Origin of the sequence: Acinetobacter pragensis, assembly GCF_001605895.1 — a bacterium.
GTDB classification, from domain to species: domain Bacteria; phylum Pseudomonadota; class Gammaproteobacteria; order Pseudomonadales; family Moraxellaceae; genus Acinetobacter; species Acinetobacter pragensis.
Genome location: NZ_LUAW01000023.1, coordinates 15,717 through 38,957, shown reverse-complemented (window position 1 = coordinate 38,957; position 23,241 = coordinate 15,717). Strand labels below are relative to the sequence as shown.

Here is a 23,241-nt window from a genome sequence, read left to right as displayed (position 1 = left end):
CAAATTTGACATTTATTTCAAAATAACTTCAGGCATTTCAGTATTGCCGCCATAGTCATTAATATACGTAAATTGAAGGCTTTTAATCGTGTTCGGAATATGATTCAAAACATCAATACTTTGAAATGGCGGAACCATATCGCGCTGCATTTGGCTGATTGGCTTGTCATTTTTTCCCAGTGTTAAATCACCGATGGTGATAAATAACGGGCTATTGTTTTTTAATTTCAGCGTTCCATTTTCTAGCGACCATTGCAGTTTTTTTACGGCTTCAGGCAAATCCATTTCAATTTGCTGCGGACGGTAAAACAGCTTGATTTTGGAACGTACAGCCAGCTGCAAGGTATTCTCTTCTTCCGGCTTAGGCGGAATTTCCTGCACATTGATCCATACTTGACTTTCACGGTCTGTCGGCAGACCTGTGCCTGAATAGATAAAACGCAAGACTGATTCTTTTTGCGGTTCAATTTTAATCAATGGCGGAGTAACAATAAACGGCACTTTTGATATAGCTGTTTTATCTTCACCCGGCTCAAGCCAAGTTTGAACAATATACGCTTTAGATGCATTATTTTTGAGCGTCAGTGTCGCAGCTTTATTTTCGCTGCTATAAATGACGCGGCTTGCCATAGCCTGAATTGCGGCATAACTTGGCGATGCAAAAGCAAGGCCAGATAAAATAACCGCGAGTACAGATAAATTCAGGCGCATGGCAAATCCTCAATAATTTTAAATTATTTTTGCTGCAACGTAATGCTTACTGTCGCATCCGCTTTACCCGCAGTAACCGGTGCGCCAGTCGCTTGATAAAAAGCTTGCAAAGGCAATTCGCCTACCGCTGTAACGCCTGTGCCCGCTGCAGTTAAAACCGCATTAGAATCTTGTCCAGTAATTGTATTTAAATTAACCGGCTTATTTGTACCGCTTCTGTTGATAATTGCAATACCAACGCCTGTCGCCGCAGACGCTTTTAACAGCTGCGTATTAGTTGCATCTGCAGTTCCTGAAAAGTTCACTTGATAAGTGCCCGCAGCACAGTTTTCTACGTTAATCGTGAAGTTTGCAGGAGTTGACTTGTCGCCTGCAACCTTGAACATAGACGTTGGCCATTTACCCAGAACAACTTCGTTGGACGTGCTGCTATTAATTTTAATGTCACAAGCAGCATTAATAATTTCACCTGTAAAGTTAATTTGGCCTGCAGCAAAAGCTGGCGCAGTGAAAGTCAAAGCAGAAAGTGATGCAGCAAGAGTCAAAGCGATTTGTGTTTTCATGTGTTTAACCTAAAGCAAATAAATAAGTTTTCCAATTAATCATGGAGTTATTAAAATATGGTCACAAACACAGATACAGCATAAAGTGTGACATATCTTACATTTTGTGTAAGATAGCAGAAAAAAATAATTTGAAAACCTTTTTTATATATTTTTTGTAAATTTCACGAGAAAAACTTATCTTTTACACATAAAAACCATGATTAATAGAAATTAAGATAATGATTTATATTAATATTAATAATTACAATGGCATTTTATCAGGTACAAAAAAACTTCCCTCTAAAAATGAAAAATAGCATGAATTTTATTCAAATTATGCTATTTTATTGATATATATAAAATTATTTTATTTATAGTGGATTTCGATATTGAAAGCTTGGTTTTCGTTAACTGATTTCAGGCTTGCGCCATAAAAAGTAGAATGAACTTCAGAGAAATTTCGCACATATGCTTGAATTTCTTCTGCAGATAATTTTGGATCGATGATTCTATTGTGCAGCTGAAACCACTGATTTTCTAATACGGCGCATTTTTCTTCAGCTGAAGCTTGGTATAAGTCACAGGTATTTTCATAAATTTCACCGCGGAAATTCAGCTTCATATCATCTTGCGCAAAAATCGAACACGCTGAGATTGCAGATATAAAAATTATCGCTAATTTTTTAAACATATCCCTGTCCCTTTTGTCTTCTTATAATATTTTTATAGCACAAGTGAATATTTGTTTACTTCGCCAAATTATCAAAAAAAATCAAGATTGATAACCAGTTCACAAGCTTGTTCTTTTTATTTAATTGCCCGCTTTAAAAGTAAGCTGATCATTCAATTTATTATAAAAAATAAAATATCTTAACAACTTATCAATCACTTAGTTTTAACCTGTATTCAAAAAATCATTTCAAGCATTTAACAAAACAGGATGTTTCTCTCTTAACTTAAATTTCAAGCATCATTTTTCTTAAACTATTGGCTTTAATGCCTTGCGCTCTGCCTTAACTCGATTTATTCAGTTAACTTAAACACTTTACTTCTATCCATCGCATTATCTTTTTATTGAAGTATGAATGGCCCATGTGTATTAATTTCATACAGCACGCCCAGCGCTATTTATTTCAAATGCTTTAATTAAAACATTAATTACGTGCATTATATGCATGGGGAAATCTCCATTCTCAGCTGAGTCAGCAATCTCCTAAATCCACCAGTTAAATCCTTTAAATTAAAGATCTAAAAAGAATCTGACCCTGTAATTTTCGTGAGCTGGACAAGCGCTGAAAAAAAACGTATAACACCGTTTTTCATCGTTCAGGCAGCTGCTGTGAAACTTGTTTTAGCGCCAATGGAAGGTTTAACCGACCCAATCATGCGGGATGTACTGACATCCATGGGAAGCTTTGACTGGTGTGTGACCGAGTTCATTCGCGTAACCAATTCAGTTCTGCCCGATCATGTCTATCACGCCTATTGTCCGGAATTGCTTAACGGCGGAAAAACCGCGGCAGGAACACCTGTGCATGTGCAGTTTTTAGGAAATGATCCTGAAATGCTGGCAGCCAATGCCTTGCGCGCAGTCGCATTAGGCGCGCCTGCGATTGATATGAACTTTGGCTGTCCGGCGAAAACTGTCAACCGCCACCGCGGCGGTTCGGTGCTGCTGGATGAGCCGGAAGTGGTTTACGGGCTGGTCAAAGCTGTACGGGATGCCGTACCTGAGCATATTCCAGTATCCGCTAAAATGCGCTTAGGCTATATGGATAGAAATTTCACGCTTGAAAATGCGCATGCCATTGAAGATGCTGGCGCGTCTTGGGTAACTGTGCATGCCCGCACCAAAGCGGAGGGCTATACACCGCCGGCATTCTGGGATCAGCTGCGGCCTATTCGTGAAGCGCTGAAGATTAATGTGATTGCCAATGGCGAGATCTGGAACAATGCCGATGCCAAGCAATGTCAGATGGAATCCGGCTGCGCGGATTTAATGATTGGACGCGGTGCCGTCACCACACCGGATATTACCCAATGCATCCGTCAAAATACCAATGACGCATTAATTACATGGAATGAACTGATTCAGCTGCAAATCCGCTTTTTAAGCGGCAGCTATAAAAAAGAAATGAACATGGTTGGCCGCTATAAGCAATGGCTGGGCATGATGTCAAAGCATTATCCTGAAGCGAAAGCGCTATGGGATGAAGTGAAAAAAGTGAAGCCTTTAGATGAGATTGTGCAGAAATTGCAAAGCCATCAATGACTTGATGCTTAAGCGCTAAAAACGTCATCGCTATTTAAACCGTCAATAATTGTTTCGTCTGAAAAAATGGAACAGCCTGCTCACATTGTGCTGTTCCGTACACACTGAATGCGCGCCATGCCTCTGTGACTTCACAGCAAATATTAGGGCAGTCATTGCTTTAAGCATTCAGAAGTATTCTTCAGGCCTTTGGCTGCAGATTAAAGCGATAAAAATAGAACAGCAAGCCTCCCCTCTGTATGTACAAGATACAAAAATGAAGGCTATAAAGCCCAATGCGTCTATTTAAAACTCCGCTTCAGCTGCATTATTTTTCTGTTTTAAATTTTTTACATGGGTGCTGTTGGTCTTCCAAGATTTTTCCAGCACTTCTTTTTCAATCCGCAATTGAACCCGTTTCAGTTTCATCATTGGAATAACTTCCTCTCGAAAGCCTTTGATATAATCTGTCCATGCCGCACCGCGGAAGATATTATCAGGCATTGCAGTTTTAAACTCACAGTCTGGCATAAACACTACAATCGAATGAATCAATTCAGGCTCAACAATATCAGTCAAAACCGTTTCCAAAACTTTTTGATGCTTATAGTTTTGATGCAATGGATTTTGAAACTTAAATGACTTTTTATAAATTTTCTGCGTCCATATCTTTTGATGGGCGCTGCCAAAAATCCAGCCCTTATAATTTTTGGTTTCGATGACAAAAATGCCATAAGGGCTTAACAGAATATGGTCTATTTGCGTGGTTTTATTTTGCGCATCAGGCAAAGTGCAATCATTTAACAGGATATATTTTTCTTTATCCAAGTAAAGTTTGGCCTGCACGCTGACCGTAAACTCCCCCATTTTCCCTTTAAGCAAAGGCTTGAATACTTTAAATAGCCCAAGGGCTGCAGCCAATAAAATCAGCCACCACAATTGCGAAAGCAGCGGTGCAAAAATTTGAGAAATACTCATTCAATCAAACTCATATTATATTTCTTGGATCAGCTTTTAAAGTGCAATAACATCAACGTATTCTGTTCATAAAGCTTCTAATTTCAAGAGAATATCTTTATTCCCCAATCCTCCGGCAAAGCCCACCAGTTTGCCCGTACTTCCCACCACACGATGACACGGCGCAATAATAGAAATTGGATTTTTGCCATTGGCCGCGCCAACCGCACGCACCGCTTTGACATTGCCAATTTGTTCTGCAATTTGCTTATAACTGCGGGTTTCACCGTAAGGAATGCTCAGCAGCGCCTGCCAAACTTTCTGCTGAAACGGTGTTCCGGCAAAATCCAAAGGCAAATCAAACTGCTTGCGCTGTCCAGCAAAATATTCATTCAACTGCTGCGCCGTTGCCTGCAAAATAGGATGTTCAATATCATGAACCAATGTGGCCAAACGTACTCTGTTCGGATTTTCATTCTCCCACAGCACAGCCACTAAAGCGCTTTCATGCGCAACCAGTTTCAGCTGACCTACAGGTGACTCTAAAAATATATAAGACAGCTGCATGCGCGCCCCCGCCAAGTCGTTGAAAAAAATTATCTCATTATTTAAGCGGATGACACCTTCATCAAGACCAAGCCTGAAATAATTAAGACAGCCGCCAACATTCTCATTGCATTGGCTGGCTCACCCAGCACAAAAATTCCGACCAGAAATGAACCGACCGCACCAATCCCTGTCCATACGGTATAGGCAGTGCCTAAAGGCAAAGACTTCATGGCATATGACAGCAAAGCAAAGCTGGCGGCCATAAAGACAATTGTTAAAATACTGGGTGTTAATTTACTGAATCCTTCCGATATTTTCATCGAATAGGCCCAGACCACTTCCAGTAAGCCCGCGACAATTAAGACCATCCACGCCATAACTAAATTACCTATTGCACAATGGCAAAGCCGGATGATTCCGGCCTTTGCCATAATGACCTGCTAAAAATCAATGAAAGAAATTAAGATGATTGAATATTCAAAGGCTTATTCAGCCGGAAGAAAGCTTCATTAAAACCAAGCCTGAGACAATTAAAACAGCAGCCAGCATGCGCATTGCCGTTGCCGGCTCACCTAAAATAAAGATCCCGACTAAAAATGAGCCAATCGCGCCGATTCCTGTCCAAATGGTATAAGCAGTGCCCAAGGGCAAGCTTTTCATAGCATAAGCCAGCAGGCCAAAACTGAGGATCATAAAAAAAAGGGTGATGAGGCTTGGGGTAAGTTTCGTAAAGCCTTCTGAAAGCTTCATCGAATATGCCCAGACAATTTCGAAAATACCCGCAAAAATAAGAATAATCCAGGCCATAATGCCGTGCTCCAATCAATAGAGTCAGGCCGTCCTGACGTTTTTTCTTGATCCAAGCGAAATACACCTGCATTAAAAAAAATACCAATGGAAAGTTAATTTTTTAATAGAAGGCCATCTTGCACCAAGGGAGGTCGTTCCCCCGCTATATTCTGCTGATTATACTAATTTTCGCATTATTTTTAATCTTATTTACAAAAAATGACCCATTGCACGCTCAAAAAGCGCACCATTTTTCATCAAAATAACAGTAAAGCCATGACAATAAAGAAAGCTGCTAGTGCACCCGCAGCTTTCTTTATTTTTAATGCAGATGCACTGCATCAAAGGCTAATGATTTTAAAATTTAAAGCGTATGCCGGCACCATAAATCCAGCCATGCTCTGAGCCTGTCGCTGCCTGCCAAGCAGTTTCATCCCGCCCTTTATCATATGCATACGCAATATCAATATAAGGCATGACTCTTTTACTGATCTCATAGCGGGTTTCTAAACCGGCTGTGACATGGCTCAAACCGGTTTTCTTGGCATATTTAGACTCATCGCTGAATACGGCATCCAAATTCAAATAAGGCTGCACAATCAGCTTTTGTGTCAGCAGCAAATCACGTTCAGTTTCCAAACTGAAACCTGAATAGCTGTCTGCCCCTGCAAATAGATAGGCATCGGTTTCAAAGAAATACGGCGCCATCCCATGCAGACCAAGGACTGCATCGACGTGTTCTTCAGTATCGCTCTGCCCATGATCCAGCTTCATTTTTTCAGAACGGTAGCGTGCGCCGATCTGAGCATCCCAAAAATCTGAAATCATCCTGCTGTAAAGCAGTTTTGCATCCCATTCAGCCGCATCAGACTCCTGCTGATCGGCATGAATTTTAATAAAAACCTTATTCTCATCGGTGCCAATACGCGTTTCCAGCTCCGATTTTAAAACGCCATCACCATCTTCATTCACCAGCCATTTATTGTCAAAGCTGGTCACGGCATACACCTGACCGCCATGTTCTTTACGGTGATCATGCCCTTGATGCTCAGCTGCAGGTTTCTGCTCCTCTGCTTGCGCCTGTGACTGATTTTGCACAGGGGCTTCAGCATGATGCTGTGAATGATCCATCATGGCATGCGCTGTATCCGGCATCATCTGTACCTGATCCGGCTGCGCCGCTGCAGCCGCCATTTCAGCATGATGATCAGCGCCATTCTGCGCCATTGCCCCTGCACTCATCATCAGCATAGAAACACTTAAAACAGTTTTAGAAAAAAGATTAATGGTGTGCATGATGATCCCCTTTCGCTGCTGTTTGATCCTTATCTGAATTGGCCTGCTCAGCTTTTTCTGCTGTCTTCGCTTGATTGGCCTGCTGCATCATCTGCCCATGTTCATGTGCAGCATGCTGAGAATGATCCATCGGCTGCATTTTTTCCGCAGGCGGCTGAACCGCATGACGCTGTTCAACGCTTGATTCAGCCGCAGCCAGTGTACTCAAACTGAGAACCGCAGCTGCCAAAACTGATGTCAAAAATAGATTAGTGATGCGCATGCTGATCTCCTTTTTGCTCCGCCGCAGGTACTGCTTTAGAGGTCTGGATTGGCGCTGAAGAGGCTTGAGCATCTGTCACATTCGCGACAATCAGCTTATTCATCATGCCTGCGCTCATGTGATACAGCAGATGGCAGTGAATCGCCCATTCGCCCAGCTCATCAGCAGTCAGCAAAGCCGTAACTGTTTTACCCGGCGGCACGATGACCGTATGTTTGTTTGGCATATCCGCCGCAGGCTGACCATTTTCCAGCTGCATAAACATGCCATGCAAATGCATTGGATGCGCCATCATGCTGTCATTGATAAATTTAATGCGGATGCGTTCACCATATTTCACTTTCAGCGGCTCAGCATCGCTGAATTTCTTTCCATTGATCGTCCAAATATAGCGCTCCATCGTCCCGCCCAAGCGGATCACCAATTCACTGGTCGCTTCACGAGTATCCACCTGCGGATTTAAGGATTTTAAATCACTGTATTGCAATGCTTTATCACCCGCTGGCGTAGAAGCATTGGCCCAGCCATACACCGTCTGATCATGTTTCTGCTGCGCCGATGCTGCAGAGCTCTGCTGTGAATGCTCCATGCCTTGCATGGCATCATGGTTCATTTTTGAATGATCCATGCCTTGCATCTCATCATGATTCATCTTTGAATGATCCATGCCCTGCATTGCATCATGGTTCATCTTTGAATGATCCATGCCCTGCATATTGCCATGCCCCATATCCTCCATGGTCAGCAAAGACCGCGGGCGCGGCGCCGGCATGTGAATCCCTTGAGTTTCCGGATTCAATTCATGCTGCAATGTGCCAATAGCAAAACCTGATCGGTCAATAGACTCCGCTTCAATCTGATAATGGCCTGTTTGCGGGGCAACAATCACATCATAGGTTTCAGCTGTCCCAATACGGAATTCATCGACAGGCACAGGCTTGACCGGCTGTCCGTCCGCGCTGACCACCGTCATTTTCAAATTGGGAATGCGCACATCAAAGAACGACATAGCTGAGGCATTAATAAAGCGCAGGCGGACTTTTTCATTCGGCTTAAACATGCCCGTCCAATTCTGTTCAGGCGTTTTCCCGTTAATCAGAAAGGTATAGCCGGTCACATCAGAAAGGTCCGTTTTCAGCATGCGCATCTGATTCCACATTTTGCGGTCTGACCACGCCGCTTTTAGGCCATCTCGCTGCACTTGCTTCCAGACATCACCTAATGTTTCACGCTGATCCTGATAGTATTCGGCTGAAATTTTTAGGTTTTTCTGAATTTGATCACTGCGCTGCTCATGAAAATCGGACAGCATGACCACATAATCACGCTCAGTTTTCTCATGCTGCGCCAAAGGCTGTTTCCCTTTAGGATAAATCACTAAAGCGCCATAGAGCCCGTCCTGTTCCTGCCCTTTGGAATGCGCGTGATACCAATATGTGCCGCTCTGGCGGACTTTAAATTTATAGACAAACTCTTCATTGGGGCTGATGCCGTTAAAGCCGTTAAACCCAGGTACACCGTCCATAATTCCCGGCAGCAGCAAGCCATGCCAGTGAATGGAAGAGTCTTTATTTTTGAGGCTGTTTTTAACCCGAATAACCGCATCATCGCCTTCTTCAAATTCGAGAAGCGGTGCCGGAAATTGGCCATTGACCATAATTCTGGTGAGCGGCTTGCCCGTCACTTGGACGGTGCCCTCGCCAATATTGAGCGAGTATTCCTTGACTGCAGCATACAGACAAGAAGACGAAATGAAGCAAACACCTGCAAGCAGGCTTTGACTGATTTTAATAGACATTGCTTAATCCTGATTTTATGAAGGAACTTTGAGTTAAAAGTGTTCTAAAAATGGATTAAGCTTTGGGAGGGCGCAACAGTTCCTGCCAGTGGCCTGGCAGATATTGCGCAGTAAACGCGATATTGGGCTGCTCGGAAAATATGTAAAACTCAGGCAAGTTCAACTCTACCGCATGCATTTCCAAAGAAACCGATGCCAGCTGGCAATGCCATAAGGCGCAGTCAGCGCATTGCGCTTTGCTATTGAATTGAATGCTTTTAGATTGGCAATGCTCAAAACTCTGCGCACTGTCAGACGGCTTATCGGCCTTAGCCTGAAGGCAGTCCTGCATGTTCATGCTGAACACTGCCGTGTCTGATGCATCCTGCGCCATCTCATGCAGTGAAGCGGAACTGTGCTTCGCACCCATATCATGAGATGCAGAAGACATACTCTGCGAAGCTTCACGCTCAGCAGCATTCATCTTGACAGACTGGCTCATCATCAGCTGGTGAATTGGTTTTTGCACAGCAAAGGCAACACTGCTCCATCCAATGACAAAAGCCATCAGAAAAACAAAGCCGGTATAGCGCTGCATAAATTTCAGCAAACCAATTCTGCCCTCAGCATTCAATGAATAAAATTACGAACCCTGCATCAGCTATTGCCATTATGAGCAATTTTGCCAATTTTGCCAATTTTTGTGCAGCGGTCCACAGCCGGTTAATGTATTTCTATCATAAAGAACTAAGCAGTTATGCACAATGTCTTAAATTTTTTCGTGTATGCCTTTTTTTCTTTAGCGCAAATCATTTAAAACAATATAGTTATATTTTAAACAGCATTATTTTTAAGCAATGCTGAATAAACCGCCAACAATTCAAGCACTTTAAAAGCGTAAAAAAGGACTCAAATGAGTCCTTTTTATACAAATTAAGTCTAATTAATAAACCTTTGACGCTCAATTGTTTATTCTTTATTCAAGTTATCCATATAGTTATCTACATAGATATCCATATGTTTATCCATAAAGTTATCCACAATTGGCGCTGGATTTATTTAAAAATCCTTAAACCTCTACAGTGCCAACTTTTGCCAATTCAGAACGCATATCATCAATAACAGCTTTATAATCGGACTTGCCAAAAATAGCCGAACCGGCAACAAACATATCCGCGCCGGCTTCCGCAATTTCACGGATATTGGCAGGCCCAACACCGCCATCCACTTCTAAACGGATGTCACGGCCAGAGGCATCAATAATTTTGCGCGCCTGACGCAGCTTGTCCAATGTCATTGGAATGAATTTCTGTCCGCCAAAGCCCGGGTTTACACTCATCAGTAAAACTTGGTCTACCTTGTCCAGCACATAATCTAAATAATGCAGCGGTGTTGCAGGATTAAATACCAAACCCGCTTTGGCGCCGCCGGCTTTAATCAGCTGTAAAGAGCGGTCAATATGATCGGTGGCTTCAGGATGAAATGTAATGATATCTGCGCCAGCTTCCAAAAAGTCATCAATCATGCGGTCTACTGGAGATACCATCAAATGCACATCAATCGGCGCTTGAATGCCGTATTTTTTTAAGGCCTTGCACACACCCGCGCCAAAAGTCAGATTCGGCACATAATGGTTGTCCATCACGTCAAAATGCACGACATCTGCGCCCGCCTGCAGGACATTTTCCACTTCCTCGCCTAAGCGGGCAAAATCAGCAGATAGAATAGAAGGCGCAATTAAAAATGGCTTGGACATGAATAACCTGGCTATGGAAGAATGATATTTTAGCTATTATAGCAAAACTGAATTGCCGGCGCTTGCCCGGCGGCCTGAAGCGTTGAAAATGCAGCGACAGAATCTGCGGTAAAAATAATCCGCTGCATTTTTTTGATAGTCAAAACCCTCTAAATCCGCTAGTGTCAAATACCTTTTCATACAAATACTTAAAGAAGATTCTGCATGCCTAAAACAACCCGTGCAACCATTGCGACCGTACAAGCAGGCCGAATTACCAAGCGCTTGCTTAATCACTGGAAACATAAATTTGAAGTGGCTGACTCAGAGCAGCTGCTGCAGATTGTTATGCCCAGCGCAACCGTGCAGTTAACGCCCTTGGCAGAATCTTTGGCTGTCGAAATTACGGCCACGCAAGAAGATACTGACCTGCCCAGATTAGAACAGGTTGTATTGGATCATTTAATCCGTATGGGACAAGAAGAATTGACCGCTGTATGGCAGCGTTCCGAATAATTGTGCTTTCAAATTTAAAATAAATTTTCAGCTACGCAACACTGCAAGCAAAATACCTGACCGCTATCAAGCAGGCAATGCCTGTTCAATCAAGGCTGAGCTTGGTAATTTTTTACCGCCTCAATCCGTTCAAAAGTCGCGGGATGCGAGCTTAAAAAGTCCTGCCAGCTGCGTTTCTCTGTCATCTTTTCACCGCTGTCATCTGCAAGGCGCTGCAAAAAATTGGCATAATGCATGGTCTGCAAATCATGCTGATCCATCATCTTCAGCGCATATAGATCGGCTTCCGTTTCAAAATCTCTGGAATAGCTTGCTCCAATCAGCGCAACTGGCAATGTCGTCACTAAGTCTGAACTGTCGCCGGTAATCATCAATAAAATCACACTGAACCCCAGACTGGATAATGCCTGCTGCAAACTGTGCCGCTGCGCCAAATGGCCTTGTTCATGCGCCATCACTCCCATCAGCTCATCATCATTTTTCGCCAATTGAACCAGTTCATCTGTCAATATGATGGTGTTATTCGGGATTGCCAGCGCATTTGCGCCAATGCTGCCGCCTGCGCGGAAAATCACTTTCGCAGGCTTGTCATCTGCAACCAGCACTTTATATTTCTGCAGCAATTCAGTTTGCCGGGCTTTCGGCAGCTGAGATTCTTGAGTAATTCCCAAAATATATTTTTCTGCCTCATCGCCCCAGCTTTTCATGGTCTGCACCGGCAAGTATTTGGATACCTGATGAGACGCTGCCGGCACTCCCCACTTCACCATGGCAAAGACTAAAACGGCGACAAAGGCAATACTGAATAGAATGAGGCTTGGCGTTCTTTCCAGTTTCCAAACCGTATCAAGATGATCCTTGCGGGATAAATTAAACCATTCCGGCAAAGCATCTTTAAATTCCAGCCGCGCATCATCTTTCAGCTCGACAATCGGCTGAATACTGCCTAAAGCGCCAATCAGGGTCATATCGTCATACATATATACCCGCTGCAGATCGAGCTGCAGGCCATATTTGACTAAAACCCGCTGTTCATCCAATTTCAGCACCTGCGCCAGCTGCGGCTTGGCGCTAATTCCATCATAAAATACCGCATCGGCAGACAGGTTCATTGCATTCTCCTGCTGTTATAGTGAGATATCTAAATCAAAAAAATCACTCAGCTCTTCTGCAATGGCATGATGGTCGTGCTGCAGCAGATTAATCAGATCATCCGGATTATCGACCAGCACCAGCTTTAAAGATTCAGCTTGAAATTTATAGAGGCGGATAGCGGCCCAAGGCGCCAGCAGGCCCAAAGAAATCATTTTTGCCAGCCAATTGCTGAGAATGATCCATGCATAGCGCCATTGACTGCAGCCTGCCGTAAATTGGCTGCGGTTAAGCGTTGTGCTGTTCCATGACGTGATAAAAATTCGCGCCATCATCAGCGGCCAAATAAATAAATATCCAATGAAATAAAAAATAACGAATAGCCCGACATACTCCTGAAAGCCCCTGCCGCCGCTCATGCTGAACAGCAAGCCGAGAAGTGCCGCCAGCACAGCCATTGCTGCAATAAAGATAAATACAGGCATATACATGGCCCGCATATAAGCTGGCCAGTCTGCATTTAATTTAAAGTTTAACTGCCCAACATACAGATGATTCAGGCATTCGCGCTTATAGAGCCATACGGCTGCAGGAAAAAATAAGCCCAGCGTGAATACAGTCACCAAAATGCATTTCAAAAAACACCAATATGCGCTTTTATTGCTTCCAGAGAAAAAGAACCGGCTATTGCCGAATTTGCTGTTGCGTGCACGGAAACGGATGGTTGAACGAACCAGCCAGGGCACAGCCAAGAAAATAAGCGCCATGCCTGCCAATAACAGCTCCAGTGAATATTTCATGGCTAAGGAAATAGCGCCATAAATCACCAAGGCAATGATCCGTCCCATTAAAATTTTAGACGGCAGGCCGGTAAAATCAAAACGGCGCTGAATAAACCAGGTATTGCCATAAAAATAGCGCAATCGGCGCACTTTGGCCCATGGCGCATACAATCCCAACGTAATCACAGTCAATAAAATATTGACGATCCAAATACCGAAATATTCTGACGCCGTTCCTTTAAAGCGGAATGAATACTGCAGCCCCAAATCAATCGAAGCGCCCAGCGCATTCTGCCGCGGTTCTTCCTGAAAGGGTGACGCCAGTTCTGAATCTTGATGGAGATAGCTGTCTGAATTTTGCATACCAAACCTAAGCATTATTTTAATAATTGAAGGGCTGACCGTAATTCCGCACAACGGATTGAACAGAAAGAAATGCTGGGGAAAAATGTTCCGGCACAAAATTTAAAGTCATAATTTTTTTTAAATGGACAATCAAAAACTTTGCTTTGACGCTAAATTGGAAAAAGCTCTCTATACAATGAATCAGAATCTATTTTTTTTCAATCGCATCAAAGAAAAAAACGCCAATGACGGCCCTTTAAGATCATGCAGCCGGCGCAGTAAACAGCAGCGGCTGAAAGCTGAATATCATGATTGTCAGTCCCTCCTCTATTCTTTGAATTTATAGTGGCGGCATGGGCTTTTAGACCCCAAAATTCTATTTGATTATTGAAGCGCTAAAATCTTTAGAACCGATGATTTGCCATCAGCATGATGTGCTTTAAAGCTGACCCAAGCACATTAGAGCGGTCACGCTTCTTTGGCTGAATTACTGAGCCAATACATGGGGAATCTGCTGACAGCATTTGACGCAGTACATACAAACTATTTCTGCAGCGGCCTGATCATTTCAAGTGCGCGCAATGAAATTGAATATGCGTTTCAATAAAGCTGGCAATAAAATAGTAGCTATGATCATATCCGGCTCTTAAATTCAGTGTCAGCGGATAATCGCTCTTTTTACACGCATTGACTAAGAGTTCAGGTTTTAGCTGCGCTTCAAGGAAAGAATCTTCCATGCCTTGATCAACTAAAATAGGCTGCTTCACCGTACCCGATTGAATTAGCTCAACCGCATCATAATTGTGCCAAAGCGACTGCTCTTCGCCAAGATAGGCTGTAAATGCTTTTTTCCCCCAAGGCACTTGAGAAGGCGCAACAATCGGAGAAAATGCTGAAATACTCTGGTAAAGATCAGGATTCCGTAGGCCGATCACTAAAGCGCCATGGCCGCCGGCACTATGCCCCATAATGCTTTGTACCCGACTGCTGGGAAAATGCGCATCAATCAGCGTTCTCAATTCATGCACAATATAGTCATACATTTGATAATTTTCAGACCATGGCGCTTGAGTCGCATTGACATAAAAGCCTGCACCCTGCCCTAAATCATAAGCCCCATCATCCGGAACTGCATCTCCCCGCGGGCTGGTATCCGGCGCGACAAGTATCACTTTATGCTGAGCGGCATATTTTTGAGCGCCGGCTTTGGTAATAAAATTCTGCTCATTGCAGGTCAGCCCTGAAAGCCAATACAGTACTGGCAGCTTTTCATTCAGATCATGTTCTGGAATATAAATCGAAAAATTCATGGCGCACTTTAAAACATCTGATTGATGCTTATAGACCTCTTGCCAGCCGCCGAATGAGGCATGTCTTTCTAATCTTTCCACGAACTTCTCCTTAAATCATAACCCATGCCATACTAACCTAACTGCTCAATATCCCTGTTGATTTTTGAATCATAAAAATTAAATATAGGCTTAGAAAAATAATAGGCAAATCAAAAATATCTGAATGATCACGTAAATAATGAATTTAATGCTGATTTTAATAAAAATAACTAAACTGCAAGTGCGCAATCTTCAGCGGCAGCCCTAATCCATCGCGCTGGGCTAGCGGTTCAGCCAATTCACACTTGCGATAAAGGCCGCACATCACGCGCGGCCTTCATTTGATGTATAAATTAATTCAAGGCAGCAGCTGCAGGTTTTTGCGGCGCTGCTGCCGGCGGGAATAAACGCTGCTCCAATTGCGGCAGCATTAACTGCATATTTTTGCCAATCGACCATTGCGGTTCAGAGGGTTCAAAGCCTTGGGCATTTTCCCATTGCGCCACAGTCTCTTTGGTCTGTTCAAAAGCAGTTTCTATCGACGGCTGTTCCCGCATCGCCTGATCAAAGAATGCGCGGCCAAAATAAGTATAGTCTGCTTCACTCGAACAGCCGAAGGACTGACGGTCAGCCGCCGATGCGGTAATGATCAGTGTATTTTCATTTTGCAGCGCAGGCACAAAACTGCCTGAATAGCACGATGAAATGACAATCACCCGCCAGCGGATACCCGCCGCATCCAAAGTTTCACGCAGCCATTTCGGATCGACCTGAGCCAAATCCAAAGGCGCATTTTCCATCTCAAATACGTTCGGCAGGCCATGCGATGTCATGTATAAAAACAGCACATCGCTTTCTTTATTCATTTGCTGGCCGATACGGCGCAAAGCCATTTCCATGCTGGTCTTCGATGCTATCGGCAGCTCTGTACGGGTTTCCGGATTATTCACCAGCGCCATAGAGCGCCCAAAAGTTCCAAACCGCGTATCAAATTGTTCTTTAATCCGCTCAATTTCCAGCTTAAAGACATCTTGATAGCTTGCCCCAGCCACCCCTAAAAAGTACCAGTGCGATTGAGCGAATTCACCATATTCAACGGCATCCAGAGACTTATTCAGCAGCCGGCTTTGGGCATAAAATGCATCTTCAGCAAACGTGGGCGGAGTTTCTTCCACTTTCCAGATCGGCTGGTCTTTCACAGACATTTGCCAAACTACCAAGGTGAATAACGTCGCCAGCATAATCAGCGCGCGTTCCCACCATGGCCACTTCAGTTCACGGGAAATAACCCACACAACGGCAAGGCTTTGCCAGACAAACAGAATGATGAACAGTGTCGGAATAAAGTCATAGAAGATATACGGCAGAAGATCCAAATCGCCCAAATACTGAATCAGGCACTGGAACAGCATGATATGGGTATCCAGCACCAGCCATAACAGCGCAGGGACCAGCATTAAACGCGGATTGTTCACCCGCTGTGACAAAAAGATGCCGACAATCAAGGCGATAAAAGGCCAAAGCGCGTAGCTGACCAAACCTTGCGGGTTAAAATCACCAATGCGCCCGCTGCTCAGCCAACTGAATAAACTGTTTGCACAGCCGCCTAAAATGCCCCAAAACACCAATTGAAAAATGGATGGACGGACAATCTGAAGCGAGCGCCTAGATCCCAAAAACAGCCATATCCCCGCAGTTTGGTTGCTTTTAAAATCATGCCAAAAATTGATGGAAGGTTTCAAGTCGATCATATAAATCTTATCGGGGTTATGGCTCACTTATCACATAAGCAAGTTTATGCTTGATGCAGTTTTTATCAATGCTATTTTTCAACTATATAGCAAATTTTGAACAGTTTTTGAAATAATTCTCACATTAGACTAAAAGATCATGCTGAAAATAGGCATCAAAACGGCAGGCATCTCCTTGCCACTGATGCTGCGGCGCTTGATCCGCTAAAAATACTGCTAATCTTGGACGTTTCACCACAACACGTTTGGCAACCTGCTGCGCCAACCCCAGCAAATTGTCGCCTAAATCCATCTCACCGTCTTCCGGCAGCAGCATATGCAGCAGCTGCATCTGTTTTTTCACTTGCGCCTGCTTTTTTACGGCCTGCTGATTTTGATCGCGCTGGGGAAACATCGGGTCTAAATACACCACATCTGTCATCTGGTGCTGTACAGCCTGCTCACGCAAATAATCGGCTGAATCTTGAAAGACCAAATGAATGCGCGCTGCCGCTGCATTTAAAAAAGGATCCTGCATTGCCTGCCGGTGCGAGTCTTCAAGCAGCGTAAATAAAATAGGATGGCGCTCCAGCAATGTTACATCCGCACCCAAATATGCCATCAGCAGGCTGTCATGGCCAAGACCGGCTGTCGCGTCAATCAAGCGGGGCTTTTCTGCCAAACTGCAGGCACGGGCAATCATTTCAGACTTAATGGAGGCCCGTTTCAAGCGTCCGGCTTCGGCTTTCCAGTCCGGCTGCATTTTCATGCCATTGGCGCATAGCCAAAGGCCATCCGCATCGACACTTAAAGCGATATCCGGATTTTGGCGGAAAAAACGCGCATTGAGTTTTTCTGCAACCTGAATATTTACGTCAACCCCACGAGAAGAAAGCACAGCAGAGAACTGCTGTGCTTTCGGTTCAAACTCGGCTTCTGTGTATAAGCGCATTTCGCTTACCATAATTTCCAGCCTGTAAATGCAAACAATAGGATCAATAGGCCAGATGCAATGCGGTACCAAGCAAAAATCATGAAATCACGTTTCGCGACATAAGCCACCAATGCACGGATCAGGATCAATGCGGAAACAAATGAAACGATTATGCCTGTTGCCAGCACAGTCCAGTCTTCATTGGTTTTGAACACATCATAGCTTTGGTATAAATCAAGCAAACCCGCGCCAATAATGACAGGAATACCCAAAAAGAAAGAAAATTCTGTAGCGGCTTTACGCGAAATGCCCAAAAACATTGCGCCGATAATCGTAGCGCCTGAACGCGAGGTGCCCGGAATTAAAGACAGTACTTGAATGAGGCCAATCCATATCGCTTCTTTATAACTGATGTTTTCAACTTCCTGCGCATTCACTTTCGGCGGATGCTTTTCAATCCAGATAATAATAAAACCGCCAACAATTAAGCCAATGGCGACAGCAATATCATTAAACAGCAGCTCTTTGACGGCTTGGCCAAAAGTCAAACCAATCAAGACAATGGGAATTGAAGCCATAATTAAGCTGAAACCTAAGCGGCGGCCTTTTTCCTCACCGGTAAACATGCCGGTTGCCGCCCCCCAAAGGCGTGACCAATATTCGTAAATTACCGCTGCGATGGCGCCCATTTGAATCGCGATCACAAAAACATCGCTCTTTTCTTTGGTCCAAAAGTTCATCAATTCAGAGGCTAAGATCAAGTGCCCAGTACTTGAAATTGGCAAAAATTCAGTGATGCCTTCAACAATGCCCATGATTGCCGCTTTAAGCAGCAGTAAAAGATCCATAGAAATTCCTAATTATGGTTTGCCCTGTTCTGGGATTTTTTTCCAAGCATTATCACGCAAATAAACAGGCAAAGCATATTCTGCGCTTACCCAATTCTGCTGCTGTGCATGTACGCGCGCTATTGTCGCGATGTCCTGTGCAGTTGCGCTAATATCTTTGTATTGTATTTGTTCTGGCTTAATTAAAACTGAACCCGAGCCGATCACGGTAAATTTGACAGCCTGTTCCGCATCGCTATAGCTTAATAATTGTTCTTCGCTCACCGGCTGCATAATGCCGTTTCCATCCAGCTGGTAACTGGCTGCATAGACTTCTTTCATACGCGCATCCAGCACTGCGGTGACTTCAGTCAATCCGGCGATACGGTACGCTGCTTGCGCCAATGCCTGCAAGGTAGACACAGGAATAACCGGCAAATCATTTGACCATGCCAAAGCCTGCGTCACTGCCGCATTGATGCGCACGCCGCTGAATGAGCCGGGTCCGCGGCTGAATGCAATCGCGGTTAAATCTGAAATTTGAATGCCAATTTCTGCAAGCCCCTGCTCGATTAACGGTAGAATAGTTTGCGTTTGTGCTTTCGCCCGCGCATCAAGCTGGAAATAAAGCTCTTGAGTTTCATCTGCAATACAAACGGAACACTGCTCATTGGCAGTTTCCAGTGCCAGCACTTTCATGCACAACCTTAATTAAATCAAACTGAAAAACGGTGATTATCATACTCCACTCACCGATGCTTCGCGAGATTTTCCATCTGTGGATACAAAAAAGCCCAGAATAATCCAGGCTTAAGATCAAAAAAATGCAACTCAATCCAGCTCTGCTGGCTCCAGCTGCATGAATTTTTTAAAATGTGAAGCATAATGCAAAGCGCTCATTTTCAATTTTTCTTCCGCAGCGGCATCCAAAGTTTTAACAATTTTTCCCGGTGAGCCCATGACGACAGAATTATCCGGAATCACTTTACCTTCAGGAATTAAGGCATTGGCGCCAATGATGCAGTTTTTTCCAATTACAGCATGATTTAGAATCACTGCATTTATGCCTATTAAGCTGTTATCGCCGACGGTGCAGCCGTGCAGCGTCGCTTGATGGCCAATGGTCACATAATTTCCAACGTTCATTTCAATGCCTGCGTCTGTATGCAGTACCGCATTTTCCTGCACATTGGTATAGTCACCCAGTTTAATCCTGCAATTGTCTGCACGGATTACGGCGCCAAACCAAACACTGACTTGCTTGCCCAGCTCAACTTGCCCAATGACTGCAGCATTGTCAGCCACCCAGCCATCCCAAGGCTGGTGAACAGCTTTCGGTGCATGACCTTCAAATTTATACAGCATTGCGTCTCCTTAACATTTGTCATATCCCGCAGAGTCAACGGTCATTTAACGCAGCTTAAATGTCGGTGAATTGACTAAAAATGGCCATTCTTTTTGATAGCCTAATCCATATTTAAACAAAGAAATTAGCATGCGCGCGGTCAAGCCCCAAACAATTTCATTTTCTACCCGCATGCTGGGAAAATACAGTGACTGATGCGCATAACGCACTTCATACGGAATGGGCGGCGCTTGCATTAAGTTTTCCACAGAAGCAAAAAAAATCCGGTCGATTTCAGAGGGTTGCGCAATCAATTCAACTTGCGGCGGTATTAACCCCACAACGGGTTTAACCAGCATGCCATTCCGGGCTTTCTGCATAGGCAAATCGCCCAGCAGCCGCACATCAAAAGGATTTAAAGCGGTTTCTTCCTGCGCTTCACGCAAAGCGACAACAATATTGCTGGTATCATTCGGGTCACGCTTTCCCCCAGGAAAGGAAACCTCTCCAGCATGATTGGACAGGTAGACCGATCGGCGGGTCAATAGGATTTTAGGGTCTGATTCATCAGTTATCGCAATTAACACAGCAGCTTGCGCGTATTGCACCCGCGAAGAAAACCGTAAACTTTGCTGCAGTTTCTGTGTTAATGAACGATCCGTCATCCATGTTTCTCTTTCTTATGGCGCTGATTTTATCATAGCTCAATTTTTCTGCCCTTGCCTGAGAAATGATGCCAAAGTTCATTTTTTAAGTTATGCTGACTGCAAGTTTAATCATTGACCTTGAATATGAACTTCTGTACGAACTGCGGCGGTGCAACAGCTGAAAAAATTCCTCTTGGTGATCACCAAGTCCGCCGTGTATGCACTCAGTGCAGTTATATTCATTATGTTAATCCCAAAGTAATCTGCGGCGCTTTAGCGCTTTGGGAAAATAAAGTCCTGCTCTGCCGGCGCGCAATTGAACCGCGTTATGGACTGTGGACTTTACCTGCAGGCTACATGGAGCTTTTTGAAACCATGGAGCAAGGCGCAGCCCGCGAAACCCGTGAGGAAGCCGAGGCTGAAGTTGAAATTCAGCAGCTCTACTGCATGTACAACATCCCGCGGATTGGTCAAATTTACGTCTTATTTAAAGCGGATCTTGCCGAAGGAAAGTTTGGCGCAGGCGAAGAAACCATTGAATCCCGCTTATTTACCGAGGAAGAAATTCCTTGGAATGATTTGGCCTTTCCGAGTGTTGAGCGCACGCTTCGGCATTATTTTGAAGACCGAAAAACCGGCCAGTTCGCCACTCATTTAGAAACATTGGGCACTCGTTTAGATCATACCGGCTAACGGTATTGAGTTTGCTGCTCTTTAAGGCAAATCAATAAAAAACCCATCAACCGATGGGTTTTTTATTGTCATATTCTTTATGATTGATTTCTGCTTTTACTGTTTCTGCTTTACGGTATAGCACGGCGCTAAATCAAAGGTAATTGTACCGCCTGCCAGCTTGGCCAATTCTTTTGACTCCAAATCAGTTGTATTATTCTGATTATACGTTGAATTAAAACTTGCAAAACTGTTTGCCCATTTCACGGTCTTGCCTTCGGAGTCAGCAAATACAATTGAAGCTGGCTTTGTTCCTGCAGCGGCATCCATCAAACTGCCGGCTTTTAAAAGCGCTCCACCCACAACAATACTTTCATTGGTATCAGTTGAGGTTTTAATGGTGGTGTTCATGCCAATCAATGCGCCGTTCAATGTACCAAAGGCATCACCCGCTAAAATCATCCGCAGCGATAAAGAATTCGGGCTCAGCATATAGCTGCTGGTAAATGTTCTGGATACGGTGCCAATACGGTATTGCTGCGTATTTGAACTGTCTTGCATCAACTCCGGATATTGCAGTACATCAGATTGACACCCATTGGCAGCGTCTGTAGATAAATCAACAACGCTTGAAGACGTATTGCTAAAAACATCTGCAGGCACATTTGGACGAATATTGGTGCGGATATCGCCATTGCGGTCAATCACAATGCCTAATTTAACTGGCTTCACATCCGTATTGCTGAATTTAAAGGTTAAATCGGCATAAAGCGGGAAAAAGTAATTCTGTGATGCCGCGGTATTCTCTGCATTTTTAAATACTGATCTATCTAAATAGCTGATTGGATATTGCTTATACAGATCGATTGTCCCCTGATAGTCAACCCCATTGACCCGCTGTGTCCATAGGCCCATCCGCGCTTTGTCTTGCGCTGTTAGCGTAGCTGTTGACGTTAATCCCGCCAGCGCGCGATAAATTGTGCCATCTGTTCCAGCCACCATTTTATCCGCCAGCAAAGTTCCTTGTTTAATTGTCAGCGGTTCGGCATTGTCTTCAGCAACATCAAATTTGAAACCGAATTGACGTTTACGGTCAATTTCATGCGTGATCGGATCAATCCAGTTATCCTGCTGCGTCGCAGTCATCTGCTTCGGCTTTGCTTTCAGCATCAGCTGTAAATTCACGCCGCCAATAGTGTCCAGCTTCGTATCAACTTTGCCGCGCCACTGCACACCGCTGCCGAAAGTCATGCCCTGACGGTCAGTCATCAGCATAAAGTGCCCAAATGAATTGGTTTTACTGGTATCTTGTGGATTACATACAGATTTATCACAGCCAATCATTCCATTTGAACCGCTTACCCCGGCCACAACAGCTTGTGACGTTGAAAACAGCGCAAATTCTGGCTGAAAAACAGCGGCGACAGAAATATTCGCCAGCTTGGATACAACAATAAAGGCATCATCATTGCTGACAGCACTTAAGTCCAGCCAAGGATTAAATAAAGCATTAAATGAGGCATCATCTAAGTTTATGATATTTGCTGTTGTTATCGACGCATCAATGCCTTCCAGCCCCGTCCTGTTCAGTGCATTCATATAAACGGGCTGAATATCAGTTGCCGAAGTAATTTTTCCATCTTTTAATGCAATCGCCTGAATAATCTTGGCTAAACGCATTGCAACCTTGACCGTTGAATCACTTTTACTGAGCTCAAGCGCAACCTGCCCATTAATGCCGCCTGCAATATCCAGCAAGGTCAAACGCGGAGGCGACGTGCCGCTCGCGACATTAGAAATGGCGCTAAGGTCCACTTTGCCCAGATCAATTTTTTTATCTTTGTCGCCCATCAAATAAAATGTGACGGTATCGCCAATTTTACAGGCGCCGGTAGATACACTTTCATTTGTGTCAAACAGCGTAATGAATTTATTGGTGGTATCGCTGGAACAGGTGAAATTCAAACCATCAAAAGGATAGTCTAAAACAAATTCCATACAGCCTTCCGTATTGCTGTAGCAGGCTCCATTTTCTGTGCTGGTGTCATATGTTTCTGGAATAATATTGGCGCTTTCGCCACCGCAGCCGCTTAATGCCATGACCAATGCGGTGAATGCAAAAGGCAGTATTTTTTTATTTTTCATCCT

The 23,241-nt window shown here is 44.1% G+C and carries 25 protein-coding genes; 3 read left to right on the top strand and 22 right to left on the bottom strand.

The window, feature by feature from the left end; all coding sequences use genetic code 11:
- Window positions 1-12 precede the first annotated feature (12 nt).
- The 3 genes from AZH43_RS10610 to AZH43_RS10600 form a co-directional block, all read right to left on the bottom strand.
- Entirely contained in the window at window positions 13-711 is a 699-nt protein-coding gene (locus AZH43_RS10610) for a fimbrial biogenesis chaperone (protein WP_067669468.1), read from the bottom strand.
- 23 nt (window positions 712-734) lie between these two features.
- Window positions 735-1,274 carry a fimbrial protein gene (locus AZH43_RS10605; RefSeq protein ID WP_067669466.1) on the bottom strand — a complete coding sequence of 180 codons (540 nt, stop codon included), beginning with the start codon at window positions 1,272-1,274 and terminating at the stop codon, window positions 735-737.
- A gap of 349 nt (window positions 1,275-1,623) precedes the next feature.
- Entirely contained in the window at window positions 1,624-1,878 is a 255-nt protein-coding gene (locus tag AZH43_RS10600; RefSeq protein ID WP_131796934.1) for a hypothetical protein, read from the bottom strand.
- Window positions 1,879-2,595: 717 nt separating this feature from the next.
- Here AZH43_RS10600 and AZH43_RS10595 point away from each other — a divergent pair.
- Window positions 2,596-3,528 carry a tRNA dihydrouridine synthase gene (locus tag AZH43_RS10595; RefSeq protein WP_193786453.1) on the top strand — a complete coding sequence of 311 codons (933 nt, stop codon included), beginning with the start codon at window positions 2,596-2,598 and terminating at the stop codon, window positions 3,526-3,528.
- 285 nt (window positions 3,529-3,813) lie between these two features.
- Here AZH43_RS10595 and AZH43_RS10590 read toward each other — a convergent pair whose 3' ends face one another.
- The 9 genes from AZH43_RS10590 to rpe form a co-directional block, all read right to left on the bottom strand.
- Window positions 3,814-4,485 (bottom strand): nuclease-related domain-containing protein, encoded by a 672-nt coding sequence (locus AZH43_RS10590; RefSeq protein ID WP_067669462.1) that lies wholly within the window; start codon window positions 4,483-4,485, stop codon window positions 3,814-3,816.
- A 66-nt stretch (window positions 4,486-4,551) separates the two neighbouring features.
- Window positions 4,552-5,031, bottom strand: a complete 480-nt coding sequence (locus tag AZH43_RS10585; protein WP_067669460.1) for a methylated-DNA--[protein]-cysteine S-methyltransferase — start codon at window positions 5,029-5,031, stop codon at window positions 4,552-4,554.
- A 41-nt stretch (window positions 5,032-5,072) separates the two neighbouring features.
- Window positions 5,073-5,390, bottom strand: a complete 318-nt coding sequence (gene sugE / locus AZH43_RS10580; protein WP_067669659.1) for a quaternary ammonium compound efflux SMR transporter SugE — start codon at window positions 5,388-5,390, stop codon at window positions 5,073-5,075.
- Between the two features lie 112 nt (window positions 5,391-5,502).
- Window positions 5,503-5,820 carry a quaternary ammonium compound efflux SMR transporter SugE gene (sugE, locus tag AZH43_RS10575; RefSeq protein WP_067669458.1) on the bottom strand — a complete coding sequence of 106 codons (318 nt, stop codon included), beginning with the start codon at window positions 5,818-5,820 and terminating at the stop codon, window positions 5,503-5,505.
- Between the two features lie 339 nt (window positions 5,821-6,159).
- Window positions 6,160-7,098 (bottom strand): copper resistance protein B, encoded by a 939-nt coding sequence (locus AZH43_RS10570; protein ID WP_067669456.1) that lies wholly within the window; start codon window positions 7,096-7,098, stop codon window positions 6,160-6,162.
- Entirely contained in the window at window positions 7,085-7,360 is a 276-nt protein-coding gene (locus AZH43_RS10565; RefSeq protein ID WP_081406807.1) for a hypothetical protein, read from the bottom strand. The genes AZH43_RS10570 and AZH43_RS10565 overlap by 14 nt, the downstream gene beginning before the upstream one ends.
- A complete protein-coding gene (locus AZH43_RS10560; RefSeq protein WP_067669453.1) occupies window positions 7,347-9,158 on the bottom strand; it encodes a copper resistance system multicopper oxidase in 1,812 nt (603 codons plus the stop codon). The genes AZH43_RS10565 and AZH43_RS10560 overlap by 14 nt, the downstream gene beginning before the upstream one ends.
- 55 nt (window positions 9,159-9,213) lie before the next feature.
- Window positions 9,214-9,747, bottom strand: coding sequence for a hypothetical protein (locus AZH43_RS10555; protein WP_227509811.1), 534 nt, complete (start codon window positions 9,745-9,747; stop codon window positions 9,214-9,216).
- Between the two features lie 459 nt (window positions 9,748-10,206).
- A complete protein-coding gene (gene rpe, locus AZH43_RS10545; RefSeq protein WP_067669449.1) occupies window positions 10,207-10,893 on the bottom strand; it encodes a ribulose-phosphate 3-epimerase in 687 nt (228 codons plus the stop codon).
- A 204-nt stretch (window positions 10,894-11,097) separates the two neighbouring features.
- On the opposite strand from rpe, the gene AZH43_RS10540 reads away from it, so the two are divergent.
- Complete coding sequence (locus AZH43_RS10540; protein ID WP_067669446.1) at window positions 11,098-11,388, top strand: DUF2218 domain-containing protein; 291 nt, start codon at window positions 11,098-11,100, stop codon at window positions 11,386-11,388.
- An 89-nt stretch (window positions 11,389-11,477) separates the two neighbouring features.
- Here the strand turns inward: AZH43_RS10540 and AZH43_RS10535 are convergent, their stop codons facing one another.
- From AZH43_RS10535 to AZH43_RS10490, 9 genes are all read right to left on the bottom strand, one after another.
- On the bottom strand, window positions 11,478-12,500 hold the full coding sequence (locus tag AZH43_RS10535) for a M48 family metallopeptidase (RefSeq protein WP_067669444.1): 1,023 nt from the start codon (window positions 12,498-12,500) through the stop codon (window positions 11,478-11,480).
- Between the two features lie 15 nt (window positions 12,501-12,515).
- Window positions 12,516-13,625 carry a YjgN family protein gene (locus AZH43_RS10530; RefSeq protein ID WP_067669442.1) on the bottom strand — a complete coding sequence of 370 codons (1,110 nt, stop codon included), beginning with the start codon at window positions 13,623-13,625 and terminating at the stop codon, window positions 12,516-12,518.
- A 545-nt stretch (window positions 13,626-14,170) separates the two neighbouring features.
- On the bottom strand, window positions 14,171-14,998 hold the full coding sequence (gene fghA / locus AZH43_RS10520) for an S-formylglutathione hydrolase (protein WP_067669438.1): 828 nt from the start codon (window positions 14,996-14,998) through the stop codon (window positions 14,171-14,173).
- Between the two features lie 293 nt (window positions 14,999-15,291).
- Window positions 15,292-16,689 carry a C13 family peptidase gene (locus AZH43_RS10515; protein ID WP_067669436.1) on the bottom strand — a complete coding sequence of 466 codons (1,398 nt, stop codon included), beginning with the start codon at window positions 16,687-16,689 and terminating at the stop codon, window positions 15,292-15,294.
- Between the two features lie 124 nt (window positions 16,690-16,813).
- On the bottom strand, window positions 16,814-17,632 hold the full coding sequence (locus AZH43_RS10510) for a class I SAM-dependent methyltransferase (RefSeq protein WP_067669434.1): 819 nt from the start codon (window positions 17,630-17,632) through the stop codon (window positions 16,814-16,816).
- The gene (locus tag AZH43_RS10505; protein ID WP_067669432.1) at window positions 17,626-18,450 is read right to left on the bottom strand and encodes an undecaprenyl-diphosphate phosphatase; all 825 of its coding nucleotides are present in this window, start codon (window positions 18,448-18,450) and stop codon (window positions 17,626-17,628) included. The genes AZH43_RS10510 and AZH43_RS10505 overlap by 7 nt, the downstream gene beginning before the upstream one ends.
- A 12-nt stretch (window positions 18,451-18,462) precedes the next feature.
- Window positions 18,463-19,128 carry a tRNA (adenosine(37)-N6)-threonylcarbamoyltransferase complex dimerization subunit type 1 TsaB gene (gene tsaB / locus AZH43_RS10500; RefSeq protein WP_067669430.1) on the bottom strand — a complete coding sequence of 222 codons (666 nt, stop codon included), beginning with the start codon at window positions 19,126-19,128 and terminating at the stop codon, window positions 18,463-18,465.
- A gap of 132 nt (window positions 19,129-19,260) precedes the next feature.
- On the bottom strand, window positions 19,261-19,794 hold the full coding sequence (locus AZH43_RS10495) for a gamma carbonic anhydrase family protein (RefSeq protein WP_067669428.1): 534 nt from the start codon (window positions 19,792-19,794) through the stop codon (window positions 19,261-19,263).
- Between the two features lie 45 nt (window positions 19,795-19,839).
- Entirely contained in the window at window positions 19,840-20,439 is a 600-nt protein-coding gene (locus tag AZH43_RS10490) for an NUDIX hydrolase (protein ID WP_067669426.1), read from the bottom strand.
- Between the two features lie 126 nt (window positions 20,440-20,565).
- On the opposite strand from AZH43_RS10490, the gene AZH43_RS10485 reads away from it, so the two are divergent.
- Window positions 20,566-21,114, top strand: a complete 549-nt coding sequence (locus AZH43_RS10485) for an NUDIX hydrolase (protein WP_067669424.1) — start codon at window positions 20,566-20,568, stop codon at window positions 21,112-21,114.
- Window positions 21,115-21,210: 96 nt separating this feature from the next.
- Here AZH43_RS10485 and filF read toward each other — a convergent pair whose 3' ends face one another.
- Window positions 21,211-23,238: a putative pilus system protein FilF gene (filF, locus tag AZH43_RS10480; protein ID WP_067669422.1), complete on the bottom strand. Its 2,028-nt coding sequence runs from the start codon at window positions 23,236-23,238 to the stop codon at window positions 21,211-21,213.
- Window positions 23,239-23,241: the final 3 nt, after the last annotated feature.